This is a genomic window from Ursidibacter sp. B-7004-1 (assembly GCF_053654055.1).
This window is the reverse complement of sequence record NZ_JBSIUP010000002.1, coordinates 1-23,084: the sequence shown is the minus strand read 5'-3', so window position 1 is coordinate 23,084 and position 23,084 is coordinate 1. Positions and strand designations below refer to the sequence as shown.

Annotated in this window: 20 protein-coding genes; 15 read left to right on the top strand and 5 right to left on the bottom strand. The window is 36.0% G+C overall.

Going from position 1 to position 23,084, the window contains the following annotated elements:
• The first annotated feature begins 126 nt into the window (after positions 1 to 126).
• From ACWIW0_RS00905 to ACWIW0_RS00870, 8 genes are all read left to right on the top strand, one after another.
• Positions 127 to 1,080: an ABC transporter permease gene (locus tag ACWIW0_RS00905; RefSeq protein WP_454446577.1), complete on the top strand. Its 954-nt coding sequence runs from the start codon at positions 127 to 129 to the stop codon at positions 1,078 to 1,080.
• A complete protein-coding gene (locus ACWIW0_RS00900) occupies positions 1,080 to 3,038 on the top strand; it encodes a dipeptide/oligopeptide/nickel ABC transporter permease/ATP-binding protein (protein ID WP_454451819.1) in 1,959 nt (652 codons plus the stop codon). Before ACWIW0_RS00905 ends, ACWIW0_RS00900 begins: the two co-directional genes overlap by 1 nt.
• A complete protein-coding gene (locus tag ACWIW0_RS00895) occupies positions 3,038 to 3,844 on the top strand; it encodes an ABC transporter ATP-binding protein (protein ID WP_157393929.1) in 807 nt (268 codons plus the stop codon). The genes ACWIW0_RS00900 and ACWIW0_RS00895 overlap by 1 nt, the downstream gene beginning before the upstream one ends.
• Positions 3,845 to 5,284: 1,440 nt before the next feature.
• Entirely contained in the window at positions 5,285 to 5,638 is a 354-nt protein-coding gene (locus ACWIW0_RS00890; RefSeq protein ID WP_454451818.1) for a hypothetical protein, read from the top strand.
• Positions 5,639 to 5,905: 267 nt separating this feature from the next.
• Positions 5,906 to 6,178: a hypothetical protein gene (locus ACWIW0_RS00885; RefSeq protein WP_454451817.1), complete on the top strand. Its 273-nt coding sequence runs from the start codon at positions 5,906 to 5,908 to the stop codon at positions 6,176 to 6,178.
• Between the two features lie 228 nt (positions 6,179 to 6,406).
• Positions 6,407 to 6,706, top strand: a complete 300-nt coding sequence (locus ACWIW0_RS00880; protein WP_454451816.1) for a hypothetical protein — start codon at positions 6,407 to 6,409, stop codon at positions 6,704 to 6,706.
• 375 nt (positions 6,707 to 7,081) lie between these two features.
• Complete coding sequence (locus ACWIW0_RS00875) at positions 7,082 to 8,257, top strand: hypothetical protein (RefSeq protein WP_454451815.1); 1,176 nt, start codon at positions 7,082 to 7,084, stop codon at positions 8,255 to 8,257.
• Positions 8,258 to 8,281: 24 nt separating this feature from the next.
• Complete coding sequence (locus ACWIW0_RS00870) at positions 8,282 to 9,532, top strand: HlyD family secretion protein (protein ID WP_454451814.1); 1,251 nt, start codon at positions 8,282 to 8,284, stop codon at positions 9,530 to 9,532.
• Between the two features lie 235 nt (positions 9,533 to 9,767).
• On the opposite strand, the gene ACWIW0_RS00865 is transcribed toward ACWIW0_RS00870, so the two are convergent.
• On the bottom strand, positions 9,768 to 10,022 hold the full coding sequence (locus tag ACWIW0_RS00865) for a hypothetical protein (RefSeq protein ID WP_454451813.1): 255 nt from the start codon (positions 10,020 to 10,022) through the stop codon (positions 9,768 to 9,770).
• A 172-nt stretch (positions 10,023 to 10,194) separates the two neighbouring features.
• Between ACWIW0_RS00865 and ACWIW0_RS00860 the strand changes: the two genes are divergently transcribed.
• From ACWIW0_RS00860 to purF, 5 genes are all read left to right on the top strand, one after another.
• Positions 10,195 to 10,698, top strand: coding sequence for a cysteine peptidase family C39 domain-containing protein (locus ACWIW0_RS00860; RefSeq protein WP_454451812.1), 504 nt, complete (start codon positions 10,195 to 10,197; stop codon positions 10,696 to 10,698).
• 154 nt (positions 10,699 to 10,852) lie between these two features.
• Positions 10,853 to 12,184 carry a peptidase domain-containing ABC transporter gene (locus tag ACWIW0_RS00855; protein ID WP_454451811.1) on the top strand — a complete coding sequence of 444 codons (1,332 nt, stop codon included), beginning with the start codon at positions 10,853 to 10,855 and terminating at the stop codon, positions 12,182 to 12,184.
• Between the two features lie 753 nt (positions 12,185 to 12,937).
• Entirely contained in the window at positions 12,938 to 14,554 is a 1,617-nt protein-coding gene (locus ACWIW0_RS00850; protein ID WP_454451810.1) for an FAD-binding protein, read from the top strand.
• A gap of 74 nt (positions 14,555 to 14,628) precedes the next feature.
• Positions 14,629 to 15,141, top strand: a complete 513-nt coding sequence (locus ACWIW0_RS00845) for a CvpA family protein (protein WP_454451809.1) — start codon at positions 14,629 to 14,631, stop codon at positions 15,139 to 15,141.
• Positions 15,142 to 15,149: 8 nt separating this feature from the next.
• Positions 15,150 to 16,667, top strand: a complete 1,518-nt coding sequence (purF, locus tag ACWIW0_RS00840; RefSeq protein WP_454451808.1) for an amidophosphoribosyltransferase — start codon at positions 15,150 to 15,152, stop codon at positions 16,665 to 16,667.
• A 70-nt stretch (positions 16,668 to 16,737) separates the two neighbouring features.
• Here the strand turns inward: purF and ACWIW0_RS00835 are convergent, their stop codons facing one another.
• The 4 genes from ACWIW0_RS00835 to ACWIW0_RS00820 all read right to left on the bottom strand — a co-directional run bounded on the left by ACWIW0_RS00835 (position 16,738) and on the right by ACWIW0_RS00820 (position 20,500).
• Positions 16,738 to 17,397 carry a prepilin peptidase gene (locus ACWIW0_RS00835; RefSeq protein ID WP_454451807.1) on the bottom strand — a complete coding sequence of 220 codons (660 nt, stop codon included), beginning with the start codon at positions 17,395 to 17,397 and terminating at the stop codon, positions 16,738 to 16,740.
• A complete protein-coding gene (locus ACWIW0_RS00830) occupies positions 17,394 to 18,608 on the bottom strand; it encodes a type II secretion system F family protein (protein WP_454451806.1) in 1,215 nt (404 codons plus the stop codon). The genes ACWIW0_RS00835 and ACWIW0_RS00830 overlap by 4 nt, the downstream gene beginning before the upstream one ends.
• Complete coding sequence (locus tag ACWIW0_RS00825) at positions 18,601 to 19,995, bottom strand: GspE/PulE family protein (protein ID WP_454451805.1); 1,395 nt, start codon at positions 19,993 to 19,995, stop codon at positions 18,601 to 18,603. The genes ACWIW0_RS00830 and ACWIW0_RS00825 overlap by 8 nt, the downstream gene beginning before the upstream one ends.
• A gap of 67 nt (positions 19,996 to 20,062) precedes the next feature.
• Positions 20,063 to 20,500, bottom strand: coding sequence for a pilin (locus ACWIW0_RS00820; RefSeq protein WP_454451804.1), 438 nt, complete (start codon positions 20,498 to 20,500; stop codon positions 20,063 to 20,065).
• Between the two features lie 227 nt (positions 20,501 to 20,727).
• Between ACWIW0_RS00820 and radA the strand changes: the two genes are divergently transcribed.
• The gene (gene radA, locus ACWIW0_RS00815; RefSeq protein WP_454446835.1) at positions 20,728 to 22,107 is read left to right on the top strand and encodes a DNA repair protein RadA; all 1,380 of its coding nucleotides are present in this window, start codon (positions 20,728 to 20,730) and stop codon (positions 22,105 to 22,107) included.
• Positions 22,108 to 22,593: 486 nt separating this feature from the next.
• Positions 22,594 to 23,084 (top strand): hypothetical protein (locus tag ACWIW0_RS00810; RefSeq protein ID WP_454451803.1); only part of this gene is annotated, 491 nt, incomplete at its 3' end.

The window sequence follows — 23,084 nt, the reverse complement described above, 5'->3', positions numbered from 1 at the left end:
CTTTCATTTGAATATTTAAGCGGTTAGATTGATAACAAATTTTGCAAATTATTTTAAAAATATAACCGCTTTTTCTTTGATAAATATAAACCTTCCAACGAACCATTCTTGTAGTCGGAGAAAAAAATGGAAATCGTACTTCGTCTGTTATTACGTCGTTTAATGGCATTACCAATAATGATGCTTGGCGTAAGTGCATTAGTGTTCATTATTTTGCAATTCACACCAGGTGATCCAGCTACTGTCGCATTGGGCGAGAGTGCTAGTGAAGCAGCAAAAGAATTATATCGTGAACAGCACGGCTTAAATGATCCACTTGTTGTTCAATACATTCGTTTTATCGGAAATGCATTACAATTTGATTTTGGAATGACAACTCCGCCAGAACAGCCTATTACTTCTCTTATCGCAAAAGCTTTTCCTATTACCTTACAATTAACTTTTATCGGGGTATTTTTAGCTGCGATTGTTTCTTTCACATTAGGCGTATTAGCAGCATTACACCGTGATAGCTGGGTGGATCAAATTATTCGTTTACTTTCTGTTGCTGCAGTTGCAACGCCATCTTTCTGGTTGGGGATTTTATTGATTCAATGGTTTGCTCTTGAGTTAGATTGGTTACCATCAGGTGGATTTGTTGCATTTAGTGAAGATCCAACAGAATATATTCGCTCAATGGTACTTCCTTCCTTAGCTTTAGCAGTACCTGTTTGTGCATCATTGATTCGTGTTGTGCGTACCACAATGGTAGAAGAAATGGATAAAGATTATGTGCGTACAGCAATCGGTAATGGTGTGCCTTATGCAACGGTTATCCGCCGTAATGTATTACGCAATGCGTTAATTACACCTGTAACCGTACTTGGTTTGCGTGTAGGTTATTTACTAGGTGGAGCAGTGGTTATCGAACAGATTTTTGACTTACCAGGAATGGGTAAATTGATCTTTAACGGTATCGTCAATCACGATTTACACTTAGTACAAGGCGTAGTATTAACCATTGCATTTACCTTCGTGTTGGTAAATATCATTGTTGATATTCTGTATCTTATCATCAATCCAAAAATTCGGAGTTTATAATGTTTCGTCAAGGATTAGCAGATCGACTTGCTTCTGGCGGTGCAAGATTCAAAGCATTATCAACCGCCTCCAAAATTGCATTGATTTTTTTATTGGTTGTTGCAGCCGTTGCAATTTTAGCGCCGTGGGTGGCACCTTATGACCCGCTCCAAACATTACGCCCTGTGCAAGCACCGAGTAGTGAATATTTATTCGGAACAGACCGCTTAGGACGAGATATTTTCTCTCGCTTAGTTTACGGTGCACAAACCTCGCTCTTCATCGGTTTAGGTGCAGTGGGAATGGCGATTGTATTCGGTAGTATCTTAGGGGCAACTGCCGCTACCGCAGATAAATTCGGTAACGAAGTTATTATGCGTCTAATGGATATTTTAATGGCATTCCCAGGTATCGCCTTAGCCGCCGTATTACTTGCTACTTTCGGTAACAGCGTGCCTGTAATTATCTTAACCATTGCAGTGGTTTACACTCCACAACTTGCTCGTGTTGTGCGTGCTAACGTAGTTTCACAATGGGAAGAAGATTACATTCGTGCAGAACGTGTTATCGGGGGAAGCCGTACTTACATTCTCTTAAAACACGTTGTGCGTAATACTGCAGCACCTGTTTTAGTTTTTGCCACAGTAATGGTTGCTGATGCCATCGTATTAGAAGCATCACTTTCATTCTTAGGGGCAGGGGTACAACCACCATATCCATCTTGGGGTAACGTATTATCAGAAGGACGTAACTTAGTATTAAGTGGCTTCTGGTGGGCGACAACTTTTGCAGGTTTAATGATTTTATTAACGGTATTATCATTAAATATCTTATCTGAAGGCTTAACTGATGCGTTAGTGAATCCAAAACTCAAACGTAGCCCAACAGCAGCAAAAGAAGACGTATCAAAACCGCTTTCAACAGATGTACAAGAAGCGATGGCAGAAGGTTTAGCTTTAAAACGCTACCTATTAAAATTACAAGAGAAAGAAGTGACTCGTACCGATCGTATGCAAGTCAATCCAAATGCAAAACCGATTTTACAAGTGAAAAATCTCTCTATTCGCTTCCCAAATCGTTATGGCGAAACTCCACTTGTGGATAACATCAGCTTTACCGTTCACGAAGGTGAAACAATGGGCTTGGTGGGTGAGTCTGGTTGTGGTAAATCAATTTCAGCTTTCTCGATTATGGGCTTATTACCAAAAACAGCAAAAATTACGGGGGAAATTCTCTTTACCGACCGCAGTGGTCAGCAACACGATTTACTCAAAACAGATAAATTAAATGAATTGCGTGGTCACGAAATTTCAATGATTTATCAAGATGCGTTAAGTGCATTAAACCCATCAATGCGTATTAAAGACCAAATGCAACAGCTTATCAGTCGTGGTGGTAAACAATCAGCAGAAACCCTATTGCAATGGGTAAAACTTGACCCAGAAAAAACCTTAAACCGTTATCCACACGAATTATCGGGTGGTCAAAGACAACGTGTGTTAATTGCAATGGCACTTGCTCGTGAACCAAAACTCTTGATTGCAGATGAACCGACAACCGCATTAGACGTAACAGTTCAAGCTGAAGTGATTAAATTGCTCAACGAATTGCGTGAAAAATTAGGCTTTGCAATGGTATTTGTAAGCCACGATCTCGCACTTGTTGCACAAATTGCTCACCACATTACCGTAATGTATGCAGGTCAAGTGGTAGAGGCTGCACCAACAACACCGTTACTCACGAACCCAACACACGAATATACTCGTGGATTACTTGGCTCAGTGCTTTCAACAGAGTGTCGTGCAGAGCGTTTGTATCAAATCCCTGGTAGTGTTCCATCACCGTTTGATTTCGCAGATGGCGACCGTTTTGCAAGCCGTTCACTACGACCAGATGCAAATCCAAAACAACGTTTGAAACTTGTTCCAGCAGGAGACCACCCGAAACATCTATGGGCATCACATTTGGAGGCTAAATAATGAGTATGAAACCATTAAAAGAACAGCCAATTATTGAATTGGAGGACATTGTTGTACAGTTCCCTTCTCGTGATGGTACGCTGTTCAATCCAAAGAAATTTACTGCCGTAGGTGGTGTAAGTTTAAGTGTTAGTGCAGGTGAAACAGTTGGCTTAGTAGGGCAGTCTGGTTGCGGAAAATCTACCCTTGCTAGCGTGATTATCGGTTTACAAAAACCAACGTCAGGTACAGTTAAGTTTAATGGCTTACAAATGAAATACGGTAGCACCGAAGCTCGTAAACAGTTTGGTCGCCAAGTATCGGTAATCTTCCAAGATCCAGCAACCGCATTAAACCCAAGAATGCGAGTGCTAGATATTTTGAAAGACCCAATGGATATTCACAACGTGTTACAACCACACGAACGTGAAAAACGTGTGTATGAACTGCTTTCTCGTGTTGGCTTACCACGTTCAGCCGCATTAGTTGAACCAACGCGTTTATCGGGCGGGCAAAAACAGCGTGTTGCGATTGCTCGTGCGTTAGCGTTAAACCCAAAATTGATTGTGGCGGACGAACCAACATCAGCATTAGACGTATCTGTTCGAGCACAGGTGCTTAACTTACTTGCAGATTTGAAAAAAGAGTTAAATCTTGCAATGGTGTTTATCTCACACGATTTACAAACAGTACGCCAAGTTTCTGACCGTATTGTTGTAATGAATGGTGGATTGATCGTTGAGCAAGGCGAAGCCGCCGAAGTCTTCGACTTCCCACAAAAAGAGTACACCCGAATTCTATTAGATGCAGCACCATCGCTTCTCTAATAGACACAACCCCTAACAAGCGGTAAGATCTTGTAAATTTTTTGCAAAATCTTACCGCTATTTCAATCTATTGAAACTGTGAAAAATTACCTCTTAAGATTCTCTATGTAAAAATCTTCAATCTCAAAAAATTAATAAATTGTGATACTGATCACGTTTTCCTCAAGATATATATAAAAATAATTTCCTCCAAGTGAATGGAAGAGTACAATTAAATCGCTGAATTTTTAGGCATTATCAATGTGTTAAATTATTGTGTTTAACAGATAATAATTTGAATGGTATCAAAAGAGGGGATTTTTTATGAGGGTTCTAAATATAGGTGATACTCATAGCATCTTTGCTGGAAGAAATTTGGGTAAATCTATAACAAATGGAGCAATTACAGGGGATATTAGTGATGGTTCTATTCATCTAGCTATGTTTTGGTGGTAATTATGAAAAAATCGCTAATTATTCAGGCTCCGATATTTTTTTCGATAACTTTTTTGATTGCATATTTGTTTGAATCTAACGAAAGAAGTATTGTAAATATAATGGTTGGCTGTTTTGTTGGCTCAATTATTTATATTATTGTTGTATATTTTCTACTGAAATGGTTTAATAATAAATAGAAATATAAAGAAAATGGCTGTATTAGACTAATATACTTGTGAATTTAATACAGCCTCTCATTTTAAATATGATATATAATTCTATATATGTTTTTTCATTATAATTCTTTGTTACTTAACAAAAAAATATGTGGTAAAGAACACAAACACAATATTATTATATTGTGATATTTGAATGAAAGAAGGTGTAAAATGAAAAGATTTATTCTCACTACTTTTATTTTTGCTATTTTCTTTTTTATAGCTTCCAACTTTATTTATCCTATATTACCCTTTGCTGTAAATAGATGGATTGCAGATCCTATTTTAGCGTTAGTAGTATATTTAATCTTTTTTAGAAAAAGTAATTAATGTTCAGAAAAGAATCCCTTGAACATCAAAAATGGAAAGGTATTTATTCTCGCTACGGGGGCAATAACAGGAGGGGTATGAGGGGCTACAATTAAGACAGCTGGTGATATAGCAGCTAATGTAGCTTGGTGACCAGGTTTTATAGGGTTAAACTTTGGGGTTCAAAAAGCGATTTCGTCTAACAAATAGTGCCTTTTCATTACAAAAATACGGTACCATACATGAATATTTATCTCATCATATTTTCCGTTTTATTTAATCAGCTTCTTGTATTTATCAGTAGAAAATTTTCATTAAGTATAAAAAGCTCTTTATTTTTTTATTTTATTTTAAATATGATATATGCTTCTACATATGAATTTTTTGTTAGAGGGAAAGAAGTTGATATAGAACAATCTATTTTTAATGTTTTTTTGATTTCCACTGTCTTTGCTTTTTTGAATTTAATTTTATATCTTTTTGATAAGAGATAATTATGTTCAGAAAAGAAGCCTTAGAATATCAAAAATGGAAAAGTACAGCGGTATTACTTTCATCAATACCAAGCTGGCTAGTTTTTCTATTGTCGTTCACAATCATTGTTTCTTTTATTCTATACATAACCTTTGGTAGCTACACTCGTCGTGAAACTATTTTAGGTGAGGTGGTAATGCAACCTCACCCTATAATTCTTTCCGCTTCAAAATCAGGCTATATTTCAGAGCGTTATGTTGAAATCAATCAGCCGATTAAAAAAGGTGATCCTCTGTTCAAAATTACTCTAGATCGAATAACTGATAGCGGTAACGTTGGTATAAATTCTATCAATGCAATTAAAGAACAGATATGAAAGTTAGAGCTGTGGGGTACTAGTCTTTTGCATAGATAAATAATAAAAAATTTGGGCAAAAAATGGCGGTAGGGCTTTGCTGTTCTTTGTTTGGGGAGTTATGCAAAAAAGGAAAATGGTTGGTTTTTGCATAGGTATGAGCGATTTTTTGGGGTAATTTAGAATAATGTGAAGTAGATCACTTTTTTTGTTAGTTTATGTGCTATATATACCAACTCTATTAAAGTTAGATAACCATTCACAAAGAAACATACTGAGGATTGTATAATGAGACAACTAACTGATTATGAAATAAAGCATGTATCTGTTTCATTTGGGCTACCTGGTGCAGGTATCGGAGCTCTAAGTGGAGGTTTGGGATATCTTGGAAACTCTGTAATTTCAGGTAATTTTTCTTGGTCTGGATTTGGTACTAGCATTGCCGTAGGGGCCGCTTCAGGAGCTGTAGGTGGTCCATTAGGTTCTGCGGCTGCGAGATATCTAGCACCTAGAATTGGATTTTTAGGTGGAGCCGCTGTTGGTATTGCTGATAAAAAATAGCTGTATCCGATGAAAGATTTAATTCTATTTGTTTTAGTGAATGCCTTGTTTATGTCACAAGGCATTTTCCCTTTTTTTATGTCACTTACATTTTTAATGATGATTTTATTGAAAAGAGTATCAAAAATTAACAATGTCCCCCAAAAAACATTTAAGATGGTAATTGAATTGAATTTAATTATAACAGTATTACTTGGTATATATTACGCATCTTTACTATAGATATTTATGTTTAGAAAAGAAGCTCTTGAACATCAAAAATGGAAGAGTACAGCGGTATTACTTTCATCAATACCGGGCTGGCTTGTATTTTTATTATCTTTTTTGATTACGGCTTCTTTTATTCTTTATATTGTTTTGGGTAGTTACACTCGCCGTGAAACTATTTTAGGTGAGGTGGTAATGCAACCTCACCCTATAATTCTTTCCGCTTCAAAATCAGGCTATATTTCAGAGCGTTATGTTGAAATCAATCAGCCGATTAAAAAGTCAAAAGCGTTTCGTCTCGCTAACTATTTTTTTATTTAATAAAAATAAAGTTCTAAAGTAGATTTCTCCCCCAGTTTCGTATTATTTTAGTAGGTATATAGAAATCATTATTTTTTCGAAGAAGAAATAGGAGTGCTTTTATCATTTTATTGTTCTTTATCAATGTTTCTTTACTGTATATTGTTTATCATAACTTCGATGAAGTTTTTATCACCATTTAATTTGATTTTTCACTTAACCAAATTAAGGAGTTTTCTATGAACGATTTTGTTAAAGAAATTATGCTATCTGAAAATTTAGGAAATAATAAGAGGTTATACAGAAAGGCAATAAAGTATCTTTTGTTAAGTAGATTTGACTAGGAATAATAGAAAATTTAACTACTCTTGATGACAGTGAGGATCATAAACCATTATGTGGAATATATCATTAGTATTTAAAACGTTTCTATTTTTAGTATTTTTTACTTGTATCAGCTCTCTATCTGCAAAATATAATAGTATCCTTTTAGATAAGAATAAAGATGAGCTTATAATTTATTATAATATACCCAGTGCCAATTATATTGAGATTGATAGTCATTATGATAATATATTGATTAAAGGCAAAACATTTACAACATCAATGGATGGAAAGTTCAAGATTACACTTAATATAAAATCAGAAGTATCTAGAGAGTTTTATGATCCTCTTAGAGTTTATAGCAATGGTGAGTTCTTGTTGTATAAGGACTATTTATTACCTAAAACTATTAGATATGAAAATGGGACTGTAGTAAACAAGATACAGGATACATACCCAAACTTTTCTATTTTGGAAAATGATGAATATATTTTGGGCAATAGATATATTTTTTGGGGAGATGAAAAACCTATAAAGATTCTTGGATTAGAAAAAAATAGAGACTTGAAAGAAAATATACTCAAAGTATACAAAGAAGTGTTTAATTATTATTCTAATGTTTTTGGACATATTATTAAAAAGAAACCTGTCGTTGTTATAGATTTTACTGAAAATGGAGGAGATTTTCATTATAAAGGGGATGTTTTAGATGATTTTTTATCTTATAACGTATTAAACGTGTCCAAACTAGATAAAGGTAAATATCATCAAATATATAGTTTTATTGCTCATGAGATATTTCATATATGGAATTCATATGAACACAATCATTTCGGTAAATCTTGGTTGCATGAAGGCAGTGCCGAGTATTTTTCTATAAAGAGTTTATTTAAACTAGGTTATGTCGATGCTCACAAAGTCGAAAGTATACAGCGAGCATATTTAGATGCTTGTTATAGATATTATAAAGATAATAGTAAGAAGATAATGAATGAAAATAATTCTGATTTTTCTATTTATGTTTGTGGAAATGCCTTACATATCTTATTAGAAAAACTTGAAAACGAAAATATAGTATTAGATATATGGAAAATTTTATTTAAAGATAGTTCTTACAATTCTGATGATTTTATTTATTCAATAAAAAAGCAGCCTTCAATAAAAAAAGAAACTATAGCTAGAATATATGATTTTATTTATAGAGAGGGTGGGGTTGTTAGATCAATAGAACTTTTGAGTGGTAAGTAGTATCTTTTTTCTATTGGAATATTTATGTTTAGAAAAGAAGCCCTTGAATATCAAAAATGGAAAAGTACAGCGGTATTACTTTCATCAATACCAAGCTGGCTAGTTTTTCTATTGTCGTTCACAATCATTGTTTCTTTTATTCTATACATAACCTTTGGTAGTTACACTCGCCGTGAAACTATTTTAGGTGAGGTAGTGATGCAACCTCACCCTATAATTCTTTCCGCTTCAAAATCAGGCTATATTTCAGAGCGTTATGTTGAAATCAATCAGCCGATTAAAAAAGGTGATCCTCTGTTTAAAATTACCCTAGATCGAATAACTGATAGCGGTAACGTTGGTATAAATTCTATCAATGCAATTAAAGAGCAAATTAGTAAGTTAGATCGAGTAATTGAATTGGTAAAAGCTAACCAAGTTGAAACTTTAACTAATTTAGAGAAACAGATCGCCAAGAATCGTAAAATCTATGCAGATACAGAGAAATATTTTGCAGAAGTATCAAAAAGTACTGAGGAATATTATTTAACTCTGAAAAAGTATGAAAATTTAATGAAAAAGGGCTATTCAGCCAATGATGAGGTTGCTCTACAGCGTTCTCGTTATTTTGATCAGAAATCGTTACGAAATAGTTTACAAGAAAAGCTGATTCAGCAAGAGTCAGCAATTCTTAGTCTTGAAAATGAAATAGAAAGTCGAAAAACAGATTTCCAAAATCAGATTATCCGTTATGGGTTACAACAAAATGACCTTGAGATTCGGTTGTTAGAATTTGAGTCTGTATCTGAGTTGATTGTTAATGCTCCAATGGATGGTTTAGTTGAGTCGGTTAGTGTAACTGTCGGGCAAGTAATTCGAGAAGGCGATGCGTTAGCACAGATGATACCTGCTAACAAAGGAGAATATCAGCTGGTGATGTGGGTGCCGAATGGTGCTATTTCGTTTATAAAACCTAACGACAAGATTAACATTCGCTATGAAGCCTTTCCTTTTGAGAAATTTGGACAGTTTAATGGGGTAATTAAACACATTTCAACAGTGCCAGCTTCTCTGCAAGAACTGGCGTTCTACAAAAATATTCCTGTGGCTGATCCAAATAATCCATTATATAAAATTACGGTAGCAATTTCGGATCAGAAGGTGGAGTATAATAACACTTCGCTTGCATTTTTGAGTGGGATGAAAGCGGAAGCAACGGTTTTTCTTGAAAATCGTAAATTGTATGAATGGATGCTATTTCCACTCTATAACCTAACAAAAAATACGGAAAACTGACTACCAGTAGGTAGAAAATATAAAAGCTCATAGAACATTTCTGTGAGCTTTTATTGGAATTATTTTTTATTAATACGATCATAAATATATGTTGCAACAAATTGACCGAGTAACATTAGAAGGATAACAAAAAGCCATTTAGTTATGTTTGTTAGCTCAGTCTCTTTGATGAGTAATAGGTAAATTACTACTCCTATTACAGTACCTAACATTTGGGTGAGTTTTCTCATTTGAATTAGTCCGCTGGGATATAGCCATTTTTTAATTCATTATTGATCTGATTTTTATAATTTTCCCCTATTTTATTATAATCTGTAGTTTCAATTGCATGTCCAACAACACTACCTGCAAGCGAGCCAATAGGGCTACCATAGCTACCAATAGCTCCACCTATTGTAGCTCCCCAACTAGGGGATGAATCAAAGAAAGAACCAAAATCGAAAAAGCCACCATTTACTTGTGAGACTTCATATTGATTTAAAATTTTCATAGATTTCTCCTTATTTGGTTTAAAGAAACTTAAAATTAACAATAATATAACAATTTTTTATCAATAAATATGTAATTTAGTTCACAAAAAGGAAATTATTACAAAATTTAATGTAGGAATGTTTTCTGAATCCCATTATATTTCTATTCATTAATATGGGGATGATGTCATTATGCTAGATAAGCTCAATTTCTCTTTTTTCAAAAAAGTACCTGTTGTATTGCAAACAGAGTCGGCTGAATGTGGATTAGCCTGCTTAGCGATGGTGGCTGGCTATTATAGTGGTGAATCCAATCTATTTCGGCTTCGTAGTAAATATGGTATTTCATCTAAAGGTGCAACGTTAAGAAACCTCGTAGATATCGCCTCTGATCTTAAACTTATTACTCGCCCACTTTCTCTTGAGCTTGACGAACTTAAATTATTACGTTTACCTTGTATTTTACATTGGGATTTTAATCATTTTGTGGTCTTAACCAAAGCCACAGATCGCTATGTAGTTATCCACGACCCTGCATTTGGTAAGAAAAAAATCTCGCTAACCGAATGTTCGAAGCATTTCACTGGTGTTGCCTTAGAGGTTTGGTCAGATGTGAGGTTTAAAAGCCCAAAAATCGTGAAGAAATCAGCCTCTATGAAACCTTTAAGAATATCTCTGGGATTAAAGGGGCATTAGTTAAAATTTTCTCGCTCTCGATTTTAATTGAGTTGATCGCCTTATTGATGCCGATTGGCACACAACTTGTAATGGATCACGTTTTACAAGCAAAAGACCAATCGTTACTGCTAGTAATTTGTCTTGGGCTGTTCCTATTCACCTTTTCTCGCATTTGCTTAAACTCCCTCTTGATTTCTTTGAAAAGCGACAAGTTGGCGATATTCAATCAAGATTTTCATCTCTTAGAACAATTCAAAGTACGCTAACTAACAGCATAGTAACAACGATTATTGACTTGATAATGACCGTTAGTGTTGTAATTATGATGTTTCTCTACGGTGGTTGGCTGACGTGGGTGGTTATTGCCTTTTCTGTAGTTTATTTGTTGCTTCGTTTGGCTACTTATCTGACCTATCGTCAAATTACTGAAGAGCAAATCATTAAAAATGCCAAAGCCAGCTCGCATTTTATGGAAACACTCTATGGTATAGCTACCTTGAAATCACTTGGTTTGAACAAAAAACGAGAAGAGCATTGGATGTCGCTTAACGCAGATGCTTTCAATACCTCTATTCGTGTAACGAAGCTTGATATGTTCTTTTCAGGTGTTCATACATTTATTTCAACCCTTGAACAAATTATGATTTTATGGATTGGGGCGACAGCTGTAATTGATAACGTAATGACGATAGGTATGTTTATGGCATTCAACGCCTATCGAGGATCATTTTCCTCACGAATGGGTAGCTTGATTAACATCTTTTTCGATTTCAAAATGCTTTCACTACACCGTGAACGAATTGCTGATATTGCTTTAGCGGAAACAGAGCAAGACGTTTATCAACCTCAAGCGGTAGGATTAGGTGAAGAATTGCAAGGAGCATCTATTACAGTTAAAAATCTTACTTTTCACTATGACCAGTTTTCTCCTCCTGTATTTTCAGATCTAAATTTAACGATACAAGCGGGGGAAAGTGTAGCAATTTCAGCAAAATCAGGTTTTGGAAAGACCACATTGCTCAAATTGATGGCAGGGCTTTTAAAACCAACTAAGGGAGAAATTTACTTTAATAATATCGACATTAAACAAATTGGTACAACAAACTACCGACAGCATATCGCCTGTGTACTGCAAGATGACAAATTTTTCTCAGGTTCTATATTAGAAAATATTGTTAGCTTTGAAGCCAAATATGACCGTGAATTTGCCATTGAGTGTGCCAAATTAGCACAAATTCACGATGAAATAATGACAATGAACTATGAAACTTTGCTTGGCGAACTTGGTAATAATCTTTCAGGAGGACAACGCCAGCGGTTATTTATTGCTAGGGCATTGTATAAGAAACCCAAAATTCTCTTTATGGACGAAGCAACCAGCCATTTAGATGAAGACAATGAGCGAAAAATTAACGAAGCAATAGGAAAGTTAGCAATTACGAGGGTGATTGTAGCTCACCGAGAAACAACGATAAAATCAGCGGATAGAATTGTAAAAATGTGATTTATCTTACAGACTAATAGCATTATGTAAATTATTCTATTTAAAATTTAGTTAGCTGATCTAAATCTAAGGTTGAACTGTATGAATAAGAAAGTGATTTCCATATATATTGTAATCATTAGCTTTATCCTATTGTTTGTAATTCAACCATATTATGGGATATTGGGTATGTTACCGATAGCATTGCTAGGTTCCTATTTGTATCATAAAACAAAGGAGAAAATATGAGAAAAATTATGTTTTCTAGGTATTTAACCCAGACGGTAATATGTTCTGTATTTTGTCTAACATCCTGTGTATCTGAACCATCAAATTCGTCACGTAATTTCGATGAATCACGTTGTATTCTTGATGCTAATTCATATTCTAGGGAATATTCGGTTCAGGGAATTACAGATCCAGTTTTGAGGCAAATCAGATATCAAAGATGTAAGAGAAAATAGATATACCCAATTGCATACCATCGTGCTAGAGAAATTGCTTATCAACTAGGATATTTAGAAAAAGGCTCAATAAGAGATAAAATCTGCAGAGCTATTTTAGAGCCAATTTGTCTATTTTTAGGAATGTTTACGACAGAGAAAAAATACCAAGAATTATGGCGTAATGCTTAACCTAAATTAAAGATGAAATGATTTGCCAAATTATTTTCTAATTTTGGTAAGCAAGTACAGAACTCATATATCTAATAGACACAACCCCTAACAAGCGGTAAGATCTTGTAAATTTTTTGCAAAATCTTACCGCTTTTTTATGTATCCAATTTCTATTTCTCATCATATTGAAACCGATCTTCTGATTGTTGGCACTGGCATTGCAGGTTTGGCAAGTTGTGTAGAAGCGAATGCCAAGCAAATCCGTACTGTGTTAATTAGCAAAGCACCCATTGGCAGTGGAGCGAGTTATTTTCCCCTTAAAGCGACTTTAGGTATTCAAGTTACAGGTGATCAGGACGATCACGCTAAATTTAAAGAAGATATTGACCGAGTCGCACAGGGAATGAACAATCCTAAAATTGTGCAAGCTTATATTGAAGATTCCGCACAAGCAGTCGAGCTATTAGAGCGGATAGGTTTTCGCCCTTGGAAACGCAATGATAATCGCCCTGCGTGCTTTGCCAAATATGCTCGCCCGATCTATTTGATCAACCAGTGGAAAGAAGCTGCCGAACGTGCCAAACAGATCATTGAGCAACAGCAAACCGAATATTACGAAAATGCTACGTTGTTGCACATTGTGGTAAAACCGAATGAAGCTCAACAGAATGTGGTGCAAGGGGCGATTTTTAGCCACAAAACAAGCGGTGAGATGCAGTATATTTTTTGCAAAACATCACAAATTATTCTTGCCACAGGCGGCATTGCGGGCTTATATAAAGATAACCTTTACCCTGCCGATGTGATTGGTTCTAGCCATTATATTGCTCAACAAGCAGGGGCAAAGCTGACCAATTTGGAATTTATTCAGTTTATCCCGTCTTTTGTTGAACCGAAATACAAAGTATTGTTTGGCGAGCATACTTTAAAATATGTGGCTAAAGTAACGGATAGCCAAGGCAATGATCTCTTTGCACACCTTTCACCCGATGCTTTTAAGCAGATGATGCGAGAACGGAGTGATTATGCCCCTTTCAGTGTAGATTTTGACTGTGTTGAATTTGATTTAGTGATGATGAAACACTTGCTTGAAAATCCACAAGAAAAGGGCGTTTATCTGCACTATTCGCCTGAGTTATATCAAGACCAAGAAGAATTTTATACGGTTTATCTAAATTGGTTAAATAATGAAGTCGGTATTCATTTATTGCGAGATAAAGTTGCGATTGCTCCTTTTGCACATAGTTGTAATGGGGGGATCGTGATTGATGATTATGCAGAAAGTGATGTAAAAGGTTTATTTGCGGTAGGGGAAGTTTCATCTTGTATTGAAGGGGCAAACCGTTTAGGTGGTAACTCCGTTGGTGGTAGTTTAGTGTTTGCCAAACGAGCGGTTAAACGCATTTTGCAAAATTTAGCTCAAAACCCACCGCTTGCCACCACTTTTTCAGCTCAAGATTGGGCGGACTACCTTGCTACATTAGTTAATCCACAAGGCGATGAGAGCTTGAGTGCCAGTCAGGTGCTTTCCAGCATTCGAGAATTGATGTCCCGTTTTGCTAATGTGTACCGAACTACTGAAAATTTAATCGCACTGCAACAGAGCTTGCAAAATCTAGCAGAACGCTATCAACCGTTAGCTTTTCATCAACATCAAGGCATTGAAATTTACTATGCGTTAAAGACCGCACAAGCCGTAGTAAATGCAATGTTACAACGAGAAACCAGTTTAGGTTCTCACTTTAGATTAAAAGAAAATGAAAGTTTCGCTTAATTCGGGCTACGCAAACGTTTTCTTTTTTTGTAAAATAACGCCTGTTTTGCCAAATGGGCATTTTTTGAGGTTTTATGGTTGATTTTATTATTATCGGAATTGTGGTTTTTTCAATCCTTGTCAGTTTATGGCGAGGTTTTGTTGAAGAAGTAATGTCTTTGGCAGGGTGGATTATCGCCTTTTTTATCGCTAGTAAGTTTTATCCTGCAATGGCGAATTTACTTCTTCAAATTGATTCAGTTTATTTACAAAATTCAGAATATCTACGCAACGGCATTGCCGCAGCAATCTTATTTATTGCAGTGTTAATCGTCAGCGGTATTATCAATGCGTTAATTGGGCAATTAGTCAGCAAGACAGGTTTATCAGGCACAGATAGAGTGCTTGGGGCTGGCTTTGGTATTTTGCGTGGCATTTTTATTGTTGCAGCGATATTGTTCTTTTTAGACACCTTTACCAGTTTTGCTCAAAGTGAATTATGGAAAGAATCTAAATTGATTCCCCATTTTGATTTTATTGTGAAATGGTTTTTTGAGCATTTTGAGCAGTTAAAAGTAAATTCAAGTTTTTTAAAATCGGCTAACTAGAGGTTATTATGTGCGGAATTGTTGGGATTATTGGTCATTCCCCCGTAAATCAAGCTATTTATGATGGCTTAACATTATTACAACATCGTGGGCAAGATGCCGCAGGTATTGTTACCATTGATGAAGAAAATCGTTTCCGCTTGCGTAAAGCAAACGGCTTAGTCAGCGAAGTTTTTCGCCAAGAGCATATGTTACGTTTACAAGGTAATGTCGGTATCGGACACGTTCGCTACCCAACAGCAGGTTCATCAAGCGTATCAGAAGCACAGCCTTTCTATGTAAATTCACCTTATGGTTTAACACTTGTGCATAATGGAAACTTAACCAACAATGCAGAGTTAAAACAGCGATTATTTACTCTCGCAAAACGCCACGTGAATACCAATTCAGATTCAGAAGCTTTATTAAATATTTTTGCTCATTATCTTGATCAATATCCAGCAGAGCCACTTACGCCAGACAATATTTTTGAAACAGTGCGTAAAACGAATGAAGTCATTCGTGGTGCTTATGCGTGTTTAGCAATGATTATTGGCTATGGAATGGTTGCATTTCGTGATCCTTACGGTATTCGCCCGTTAGTATTAGGTAAACGTGAAGAAAATGGTAAAACCGAATATATGTTCGCCTCTGAAAGTATCGCTTTAGATATTGTCGGCTTTGAATATGTGCGTGATGTTCAACCAGGTGAAGCGATTTATATTACCTTTGACGGTCAATTCCATTCTGCAATTTGTGCAGATAATCCAAAACTAAACCCTTGTATTTTTGAATATGTTTATTTTGCACGCCCAGATTCTGTTATTGATGGTGTATCTGTATATGCGGCTCGTGTTCATATGGGGCGTTTACTTGGCGAGAAAATCGCAACACAATGGAAAGATATTCTGCCTGAAATTGATGTGGTTATTCCAATTCCAGAAACTTCAACAGACATCGCATTGCAAATTGCAAACGTACTCAACAAACCTTATCGTCAAGGTTTTGTGAAAAATCGCTATGTTGCTCGTACCTTTATTATGCCAGGGCAAGCACAGCGTAAATCATCGGTACGCCGTAAGTTAAATCCAATTGCAAGTGAATTTAAAGATAAAACAGTCTTGTTGGTAGATGATTCTATCGTGCGTGGTACAACGTCAGAGCAGATAGTTGAGATGGCTCGTCAAGCGGGAGCTAAGAAAGTATATTTTGCATCCGCAGCACCAGAAATTCGTTATCCAAACGTATATGGTATTGATATGCCGACTTGCGAAGAACTAGTTGCTTATGACAGAAGTGTCGAACAAGTTGCCGAAATGATTGGTGTTGATCGTCTTGTTTTCCAAGATTTAAGTGATCTGTTTAAATCTGTTCAGCTTGAAAACCCTGCAATTCATAACTTTGATGCATCGGTCTTTACTGGCGAATATATTACTGGTGATGTTGATAAAGAATACTTAAATTGTATTGCTCAAGCAAGAAACGACAAAGCAAAAGCCAAATTAGCTAAACAAGCAACTAACTTGGAAATTCATAACGAAAGTTAATATATTTATAATGTTCTATCAGCTCAAAATAGCTTTATGCGATTTTGGGCTGTTTTTTTATTATCAATTCCTAACCTAAAACCATTACAGAAAAACTAATAAAAGGAATAAAAGGGAGCTTTGTTAATTGTTTTTTTGTCGCAAGATAAAAAATTAGTGAATAGCCTATACCTGTCACACTTGCAATAAACAGCAACCAACAAAATTGTTCTAATGAAAATAAAGGCGATAGAGTAATGAGTAAAATTATATCTCCTGAACCTAGTGCTTCTTTTTTCAAAATATACTTAATCAATAAAGAGAGTAAACTAAAAAATAGAATAGCAATAAATAATGTGAAAATCCGTTCGTAGATAAAATAAGATTGATTAAAGAGTAACTCTGTTATAGCAAGTAGAAAAATAATAGCAATATAATGTATATCAGTTAAGTAATAATAAATATCAATAAAAGAAAGATAAATTAGAATAAAGATAATCAATAAAATAAATATTGAGTATGAACTAAATAGTGAAAATAATAGAAAGAGTAAGCCCATTAAATAGAAATATGCAAATGGCTTAGGTTGTAATTTTGAGTGTTTAACAAAATCAGCTTGCGTCATTTCACAATCAACAAGGGTTGTAACATCTTGAAAAATAGCGTGGTTGATTTTATGTGGAAATTGATAGAATGCCCGTTTAAACCAAAATAGCATTGAGCAAGCAATCAGTAATTTTAAACCGATCATTCTACTAATGCTCCCATACCAAAAATTGGCAAATAAAGCCCAAGCATAATTGTGCCGACAATTACCCCCATAATCAGCATTAGCATAGGCTCAAGCAATTGTGAAAGCATATCGATTTGATAATCCAATTTTTGCTGATACATCTCACTAATATGATGCAGCATTTGGCTAAGATTACCGCTTTTCTCACCAATAGCGATCATTTGTATCATTTCATTATTAAATACAGTCGGATTAAGCCCTTCATAAAAACGGTAGCCTTGTTGTAATAATTGGAGTATAAATTTAACTTCTTTTTGTAAAATTGGGTCATCGCTTTGTGTATGCTGAAAAGCGTTCAAAATTTGGTTTAAACGGATATGTGAATCAAGCATTAAGCCACAATTTTGGCAAAAAAAGACAATTCTAGCTTGCTTAATAATTCGGTTAAATATCGGTAATCGGCTTAATAATAAGAATTTAGCTCGTTTTAATAATGTTGTTTTCTTATTTATAAAATAAAGTATAAGGCATAATATAAGCGTAAAAATAAATAATCCATAAATTGTATTGGCTAGGAATTGTGAAAATGAAAAGAGTAATTGTGTAATAAAAGGTAATTCTTTCGCTTTATTTGCATAGAGTTCAGCAAATTGTGGCACAATAAAAATAAGCAATAATAAGGATAGGCTTATTGATATAAACAAAATCATTGCAGGATAGAATAGAATTTTTTTGATTTTTTTATTTAATTTATCCGATTTACTGCGAGCTTCTGCCATATTGTATAAAATTGTGGTTAAGTTACCGCTTGTTTCCCCCATTTTAATCAGTTGGATTTCTTGATGAGATAAATAAAATGGTAGTTTTTCTAAAGCCTGAGAAAAAGAGTAGCCAGATTCAATCTGTACAATAAGATGTTGCAACCATTGAAATAAACGAATCTGTTGGCAATTTTCCTTGAGCATTACTAATGCCTGCTTTAGCGGAATATGTGCTTTAATCAACAACGCCAGTTGATGAATAATTTGAGTAATTTCATCTTGCTTTGGTGGTGTTGGGATCACAAAATTTCGCTGCATACGAATGTGGCTAACGCCTTGAGCCAAAAGTCGTTTTTCAGCTTCATCTCTGTGCGTGGCAAGTAGCTTTCCACGTTGTTTTTGCTGAAATCGGCTTAACCCTTTCCAGCGATATTCATAAATACGCCCTACGGCTAAATCTTTATTCATTCCCTAGCACCCTTTCAACTTCAGCTAAATTAGTCTGTTGATTAGCAATTTTCTCTTTAGCACTTTCAAATAGTGTTGGAAAATCTAAACAAGCGGTCTGTTTATCAAATTCTTTTGCAGATCGGCTTAAAAATTGATAAACGCCTATTCTCCCTTTATAGCCTTGATAGCAATGAGAACAGCCTTTGCCTACGCATTGGGGGCATATTTTTCTGACAAGCCGCTGGGCAATTACTAATAATAAGGCATTTTTAATTTCATATTCTTGAATACCTAATTGAGTAAGACGCTCTACGGCAGAGAGTGCATCATTAGTATGTAATGTGGAAAGAACCAAATGCCCTGTTTGTGCTGCACTTAATGCCATTTTTGCACTCTCTTTATCACGAATTTCCCCGAGCATAATGATGTCAGGATCTTGGCGTAAAAAAGTGCGTAATAATCGGCTGAAATCCAGTTGAATATTAGAGTTTACTTGTGTTTGGATTAAGCCATCAATCTCAATTTCAATCGGATCTTCTGCGGTAAGAATATGTTTTTCCATTTGATTTAAATGGCTTAACGCACTATATAGCGTAATACTTTTGCCACTCCCTGTTGGTCCTGTAACCAGTATCAAACCTTGTGGTTGTTGTAGGGCATTAAGCAAAAGCTGTTTTTGGTTGGAGTTAAAGCCAAGATCTGAAAAATCAAAATGAGTGGGCTTATTTTTCTGCAAACGCAGAACAGCTTTTTCACCGTAGTTTGTTGGCAACGTTGATACCCTAAAATCCAGAGTGTCAGAAAGTGCAGTAGTGAAACTAAATTGTCCGTCTTGCGGTAGGCGAGATTCGCTAATATCGAGTTTGGCAAGTAATTTAACCCGAGAGAGAATTCGCTGGCTAAAATGGAGTGAAAGCGTTTTATAAAGATGCAAAACCCCATCAATGCGTAAGCGAATAACTAAACGATCTTGCCTTGGTTCAATATGTATATCTGAAACCTGTTGAGCAACACAAGTTTTAAACAGATTATCTAAAATTTGGATAATCGGATCATTCAAGTCTAAATGTTCACTACGATTTTCTGTGTGGTCATAATGTTCCGTATTTTCATCGTGTGCTATTTGTTGTTCGGGAGAAAGTGCATTCAGTAAGTATTTCAGTTCTTCACTTGCGATGATGACGGGTTCTATCTGCTTATTATGTAAGAAAGCGAACATCTCACAGGCACTTAGATTATTTTCATCATCAATAGCTAACCACAACGTTTGCATATTTTCTTGCACAGGAATGGCCAAATAGCGTTGCAAAAGTTGCTTTTCTTGGCAATTACGTTGCCATAGCGTTTGTTCAATTTGAATTAACGTATCACTATTTTTCTCATAAACCGCATAGTCAGACAGCATTTTCCCCTCTCCTTAATATCAGGCTCTTTTTCAGTGAAATTGAAGAAAGAGCCGATAAATATCAACTCTAACCACAGAAGCCAGCAGGGAACAGACTTGTATCACTGCCTTTACATTTTGTTGCCCAAGTAATATTTCCATTGGTTACCGTTGGCGTAAGGGTATAGCCATAACCATCTAAATTGCCTTTACCTTCAACAGTAATAACTCCCGCAGAAACAGCAACTGATTTTAGGTATTTAGCATCAGTACTGTCTGCTTTGGCTGTTTGAATGCCATTTGAGCCAGCGGTACAATTTGTCGCTGTTCCCGTATTGTAGATACAGATTTCAACATCTGATTTATAAGACGCAGATGCACGAAGTAACTCTGACAGAGCTGCTTTTTGGGTATAACTGGTATAAGACGGAATGGCGATAGTGGCAAGAATGGCAATGATTGCAATCACAATCATTAACTCAATCAGCGTAAAGGCTTTTTGTATAGGTGAAACTAATTTATACATAGATTTCCTTAAATGAATAGTGAGTAAATGTAAAATAATGAGCGGTGTTTCTAGCTCCTTGTTTAGTTTCACCGTTTTCTTAGAAAAAGCGAGTTAGTAAATTCCATTTTTCGATCTAGATCGAAAAATCAGAGGATTCCTGTTTATTTAAACAGTGTTTTTTGGTAGGATTGCTACGTTTAACAATGTCTGATTAGGCAATAGCGAATTAAGTAATAGAGGTAACAATGGCAAAAGCACCAAAAACAGCTTATGTATGTAGTGATTGTGGAGCAGAATATGCTCGTTGGATGGGGCAATGCCGAGCGTGTATGGCGTGGAATACCATTAGCGAAGTTCGTTTAATTTCAGCTAAACAAGAGAGCAAGGGCGATAGATTTAGTGGCTATGCAGGCGAAACTTCAGGAAAAGTACAAAAACTTGCTGAAATTGATTTGCAAGAAGTTCCTCGCTTTAGCAGTGGTTTTTATGAGCTAGATCGTGTACTTGGTGGGGGGATTGTGCCAGGAAGTGCTATTTTAATTGGCGGACACCCAGGGGCGGGGAAAAGTACCTTATTACTACAAGTAATGTGTGGTTTATCAAGCCAAATTCCGACACTTTATGTTACAGGGGAAGAATCCTTACAACAAGTCGCAATGCGAGCACACCGTTTAGGACTACCAGCAGATAACCTTAAAATGTTGTCTGAAACTTCTGTTGAGCATATTTGTAATATTGCCGATCAGGAAAAACCAAAGTTAATTGTGATTGACTCTATCCAAGTAATGCACCTAGCGGATATACAATCTTCGCCAGGGAGTGTTGCTCAAGTGCGTGAATGTGCTTCCTTTCTAACTCGTTATGCTAAAACTCGCCAAGTTGCCATTATTATGGTGGGGCACGTTACTAAAGATGGTACTTTAGCAGGGCCGAAAGTGTTAGAACACTGCATCGACTGTTCTATTTTACTGGAGGGGGAAGCTGATTCTCGTTATCGCACGTTGCGTAGTCATAAAAACCGTTTTGGTGCAGTGAATGAACTTGGTGTGTTTGCGATGACAGAACAAGGATTACGAGAAGTAAAAAACCCTTCAGCAATTTTCCTAAGTCGTAGTGAAGAACAGACTTCAGGTAGCTCCGTAATGGTACTGTGGGAAGGAACACGTCCATTGTTGGTAGAAATTCAAGCTTTGGTCGATCACTCAATGTTAGCTAATCCAAGACGTGTCGCTGTTGGGCTAGAACAGAACCGCCTTTCATTATTACTTGCTGTACTACATCGCCACGGTGGTTTACAAATGTCCGATCAAGATGTATTTGTGAATGTTGTTGGAGGCGTTAAAGTGACTGAAACCAGTGCTGATTTAGCCCTATTACTTGCCTTAATTTCTAGTTTCCGCAATCGTCCGTTACCCCAAGATCTTGTTGTTTTTGGTGAAGTTGGCTTGGCGGGAGAAATTCGTCCTGTTCCAAGCGGTCAAGAACGTATTAGTGAAGCGGCTAAACACGGTTTTAAACGAGCTATTATTCCAGCTGGCAATGCACCTAAAAAAGCAATTAAAGGAATGGAAGTTTTTACTGTTAAAAAACTGAGCGATGCACTAGATATTGTGAGTGGGTTGTGATGTAGAGTTTATATTCATTTAGAGGAAGTATATAAAATTCAATTTTGTAAATAATTATTTATCTTTGTAGATTTATTATGTTAGTTGTAAAAAAGGAATTAAAAGTGTTACTTTATATTCCAAAAGGTAATATAAAATCAAAAAATATTAAATATTCTTAATGCATTGATATTTAAGGAAATTTATGCTGCCTGCCTGCCTGCCTGCCTGCCTGCCTGCCTGCCTGCCTGCCTGCCTGCCTGCCTGCCTATTTTTGTAGTTTTGTTATGAAGATAAGTGATTAAGTTATTGATTTGTCTTGGAATAAAATGGTGTTGCATTCTGAACCATAGATTTTAGTTTGTTTTAGATGAGTCGGTATGCACTTTACTCACGAAAATTATCTTTAAGTAACGAAGATTTTTCTCTCAACTAATTCCACAGGATAAATTCATTATGAATAAAATTTTTAAGGTTATTTATGACCGTACCAAGCAGGCATTCGTGGTGGTATCCGAATTCGCTCGTAGTCGTTCCGGCAAATCCAGCACCAGCCAAGTTAGTGCTGATGTCTCTCTTCTCCCCCCCCTAGTAAAATCAAAATTATTCTTTAAAACCAGTATTATAGCCACTGCTGTAGTTGCGAGTATCGGTTCTGTTCAGGCTAGTACTATTATTGCGGATGGTGGCCAATGGGATGCCGGTGCAGGAAGGAAATATACATTAACTATCAAAGGTGTTAATGGTACAACAGTACGAATGTATGAGAGTGGAAATAATGCAAGTTCAGTACAAACACTAGAAATCGGTGTTGGTGGTACTGAATTTGACAAGATCAAAAAAGATGCAGCAGATGCGAAAAAAGCAGCTACTGCCGCTCAAACCACTGCTAATAATGCCGCTACTGCAGCCGCAGCAGCTGACACTAAAGCAGGAGCTGCTCAAACCGCTGCTAACAATGCAGCAACTGCAGCCGCCGCAGCTGACCAAAAAGCCGT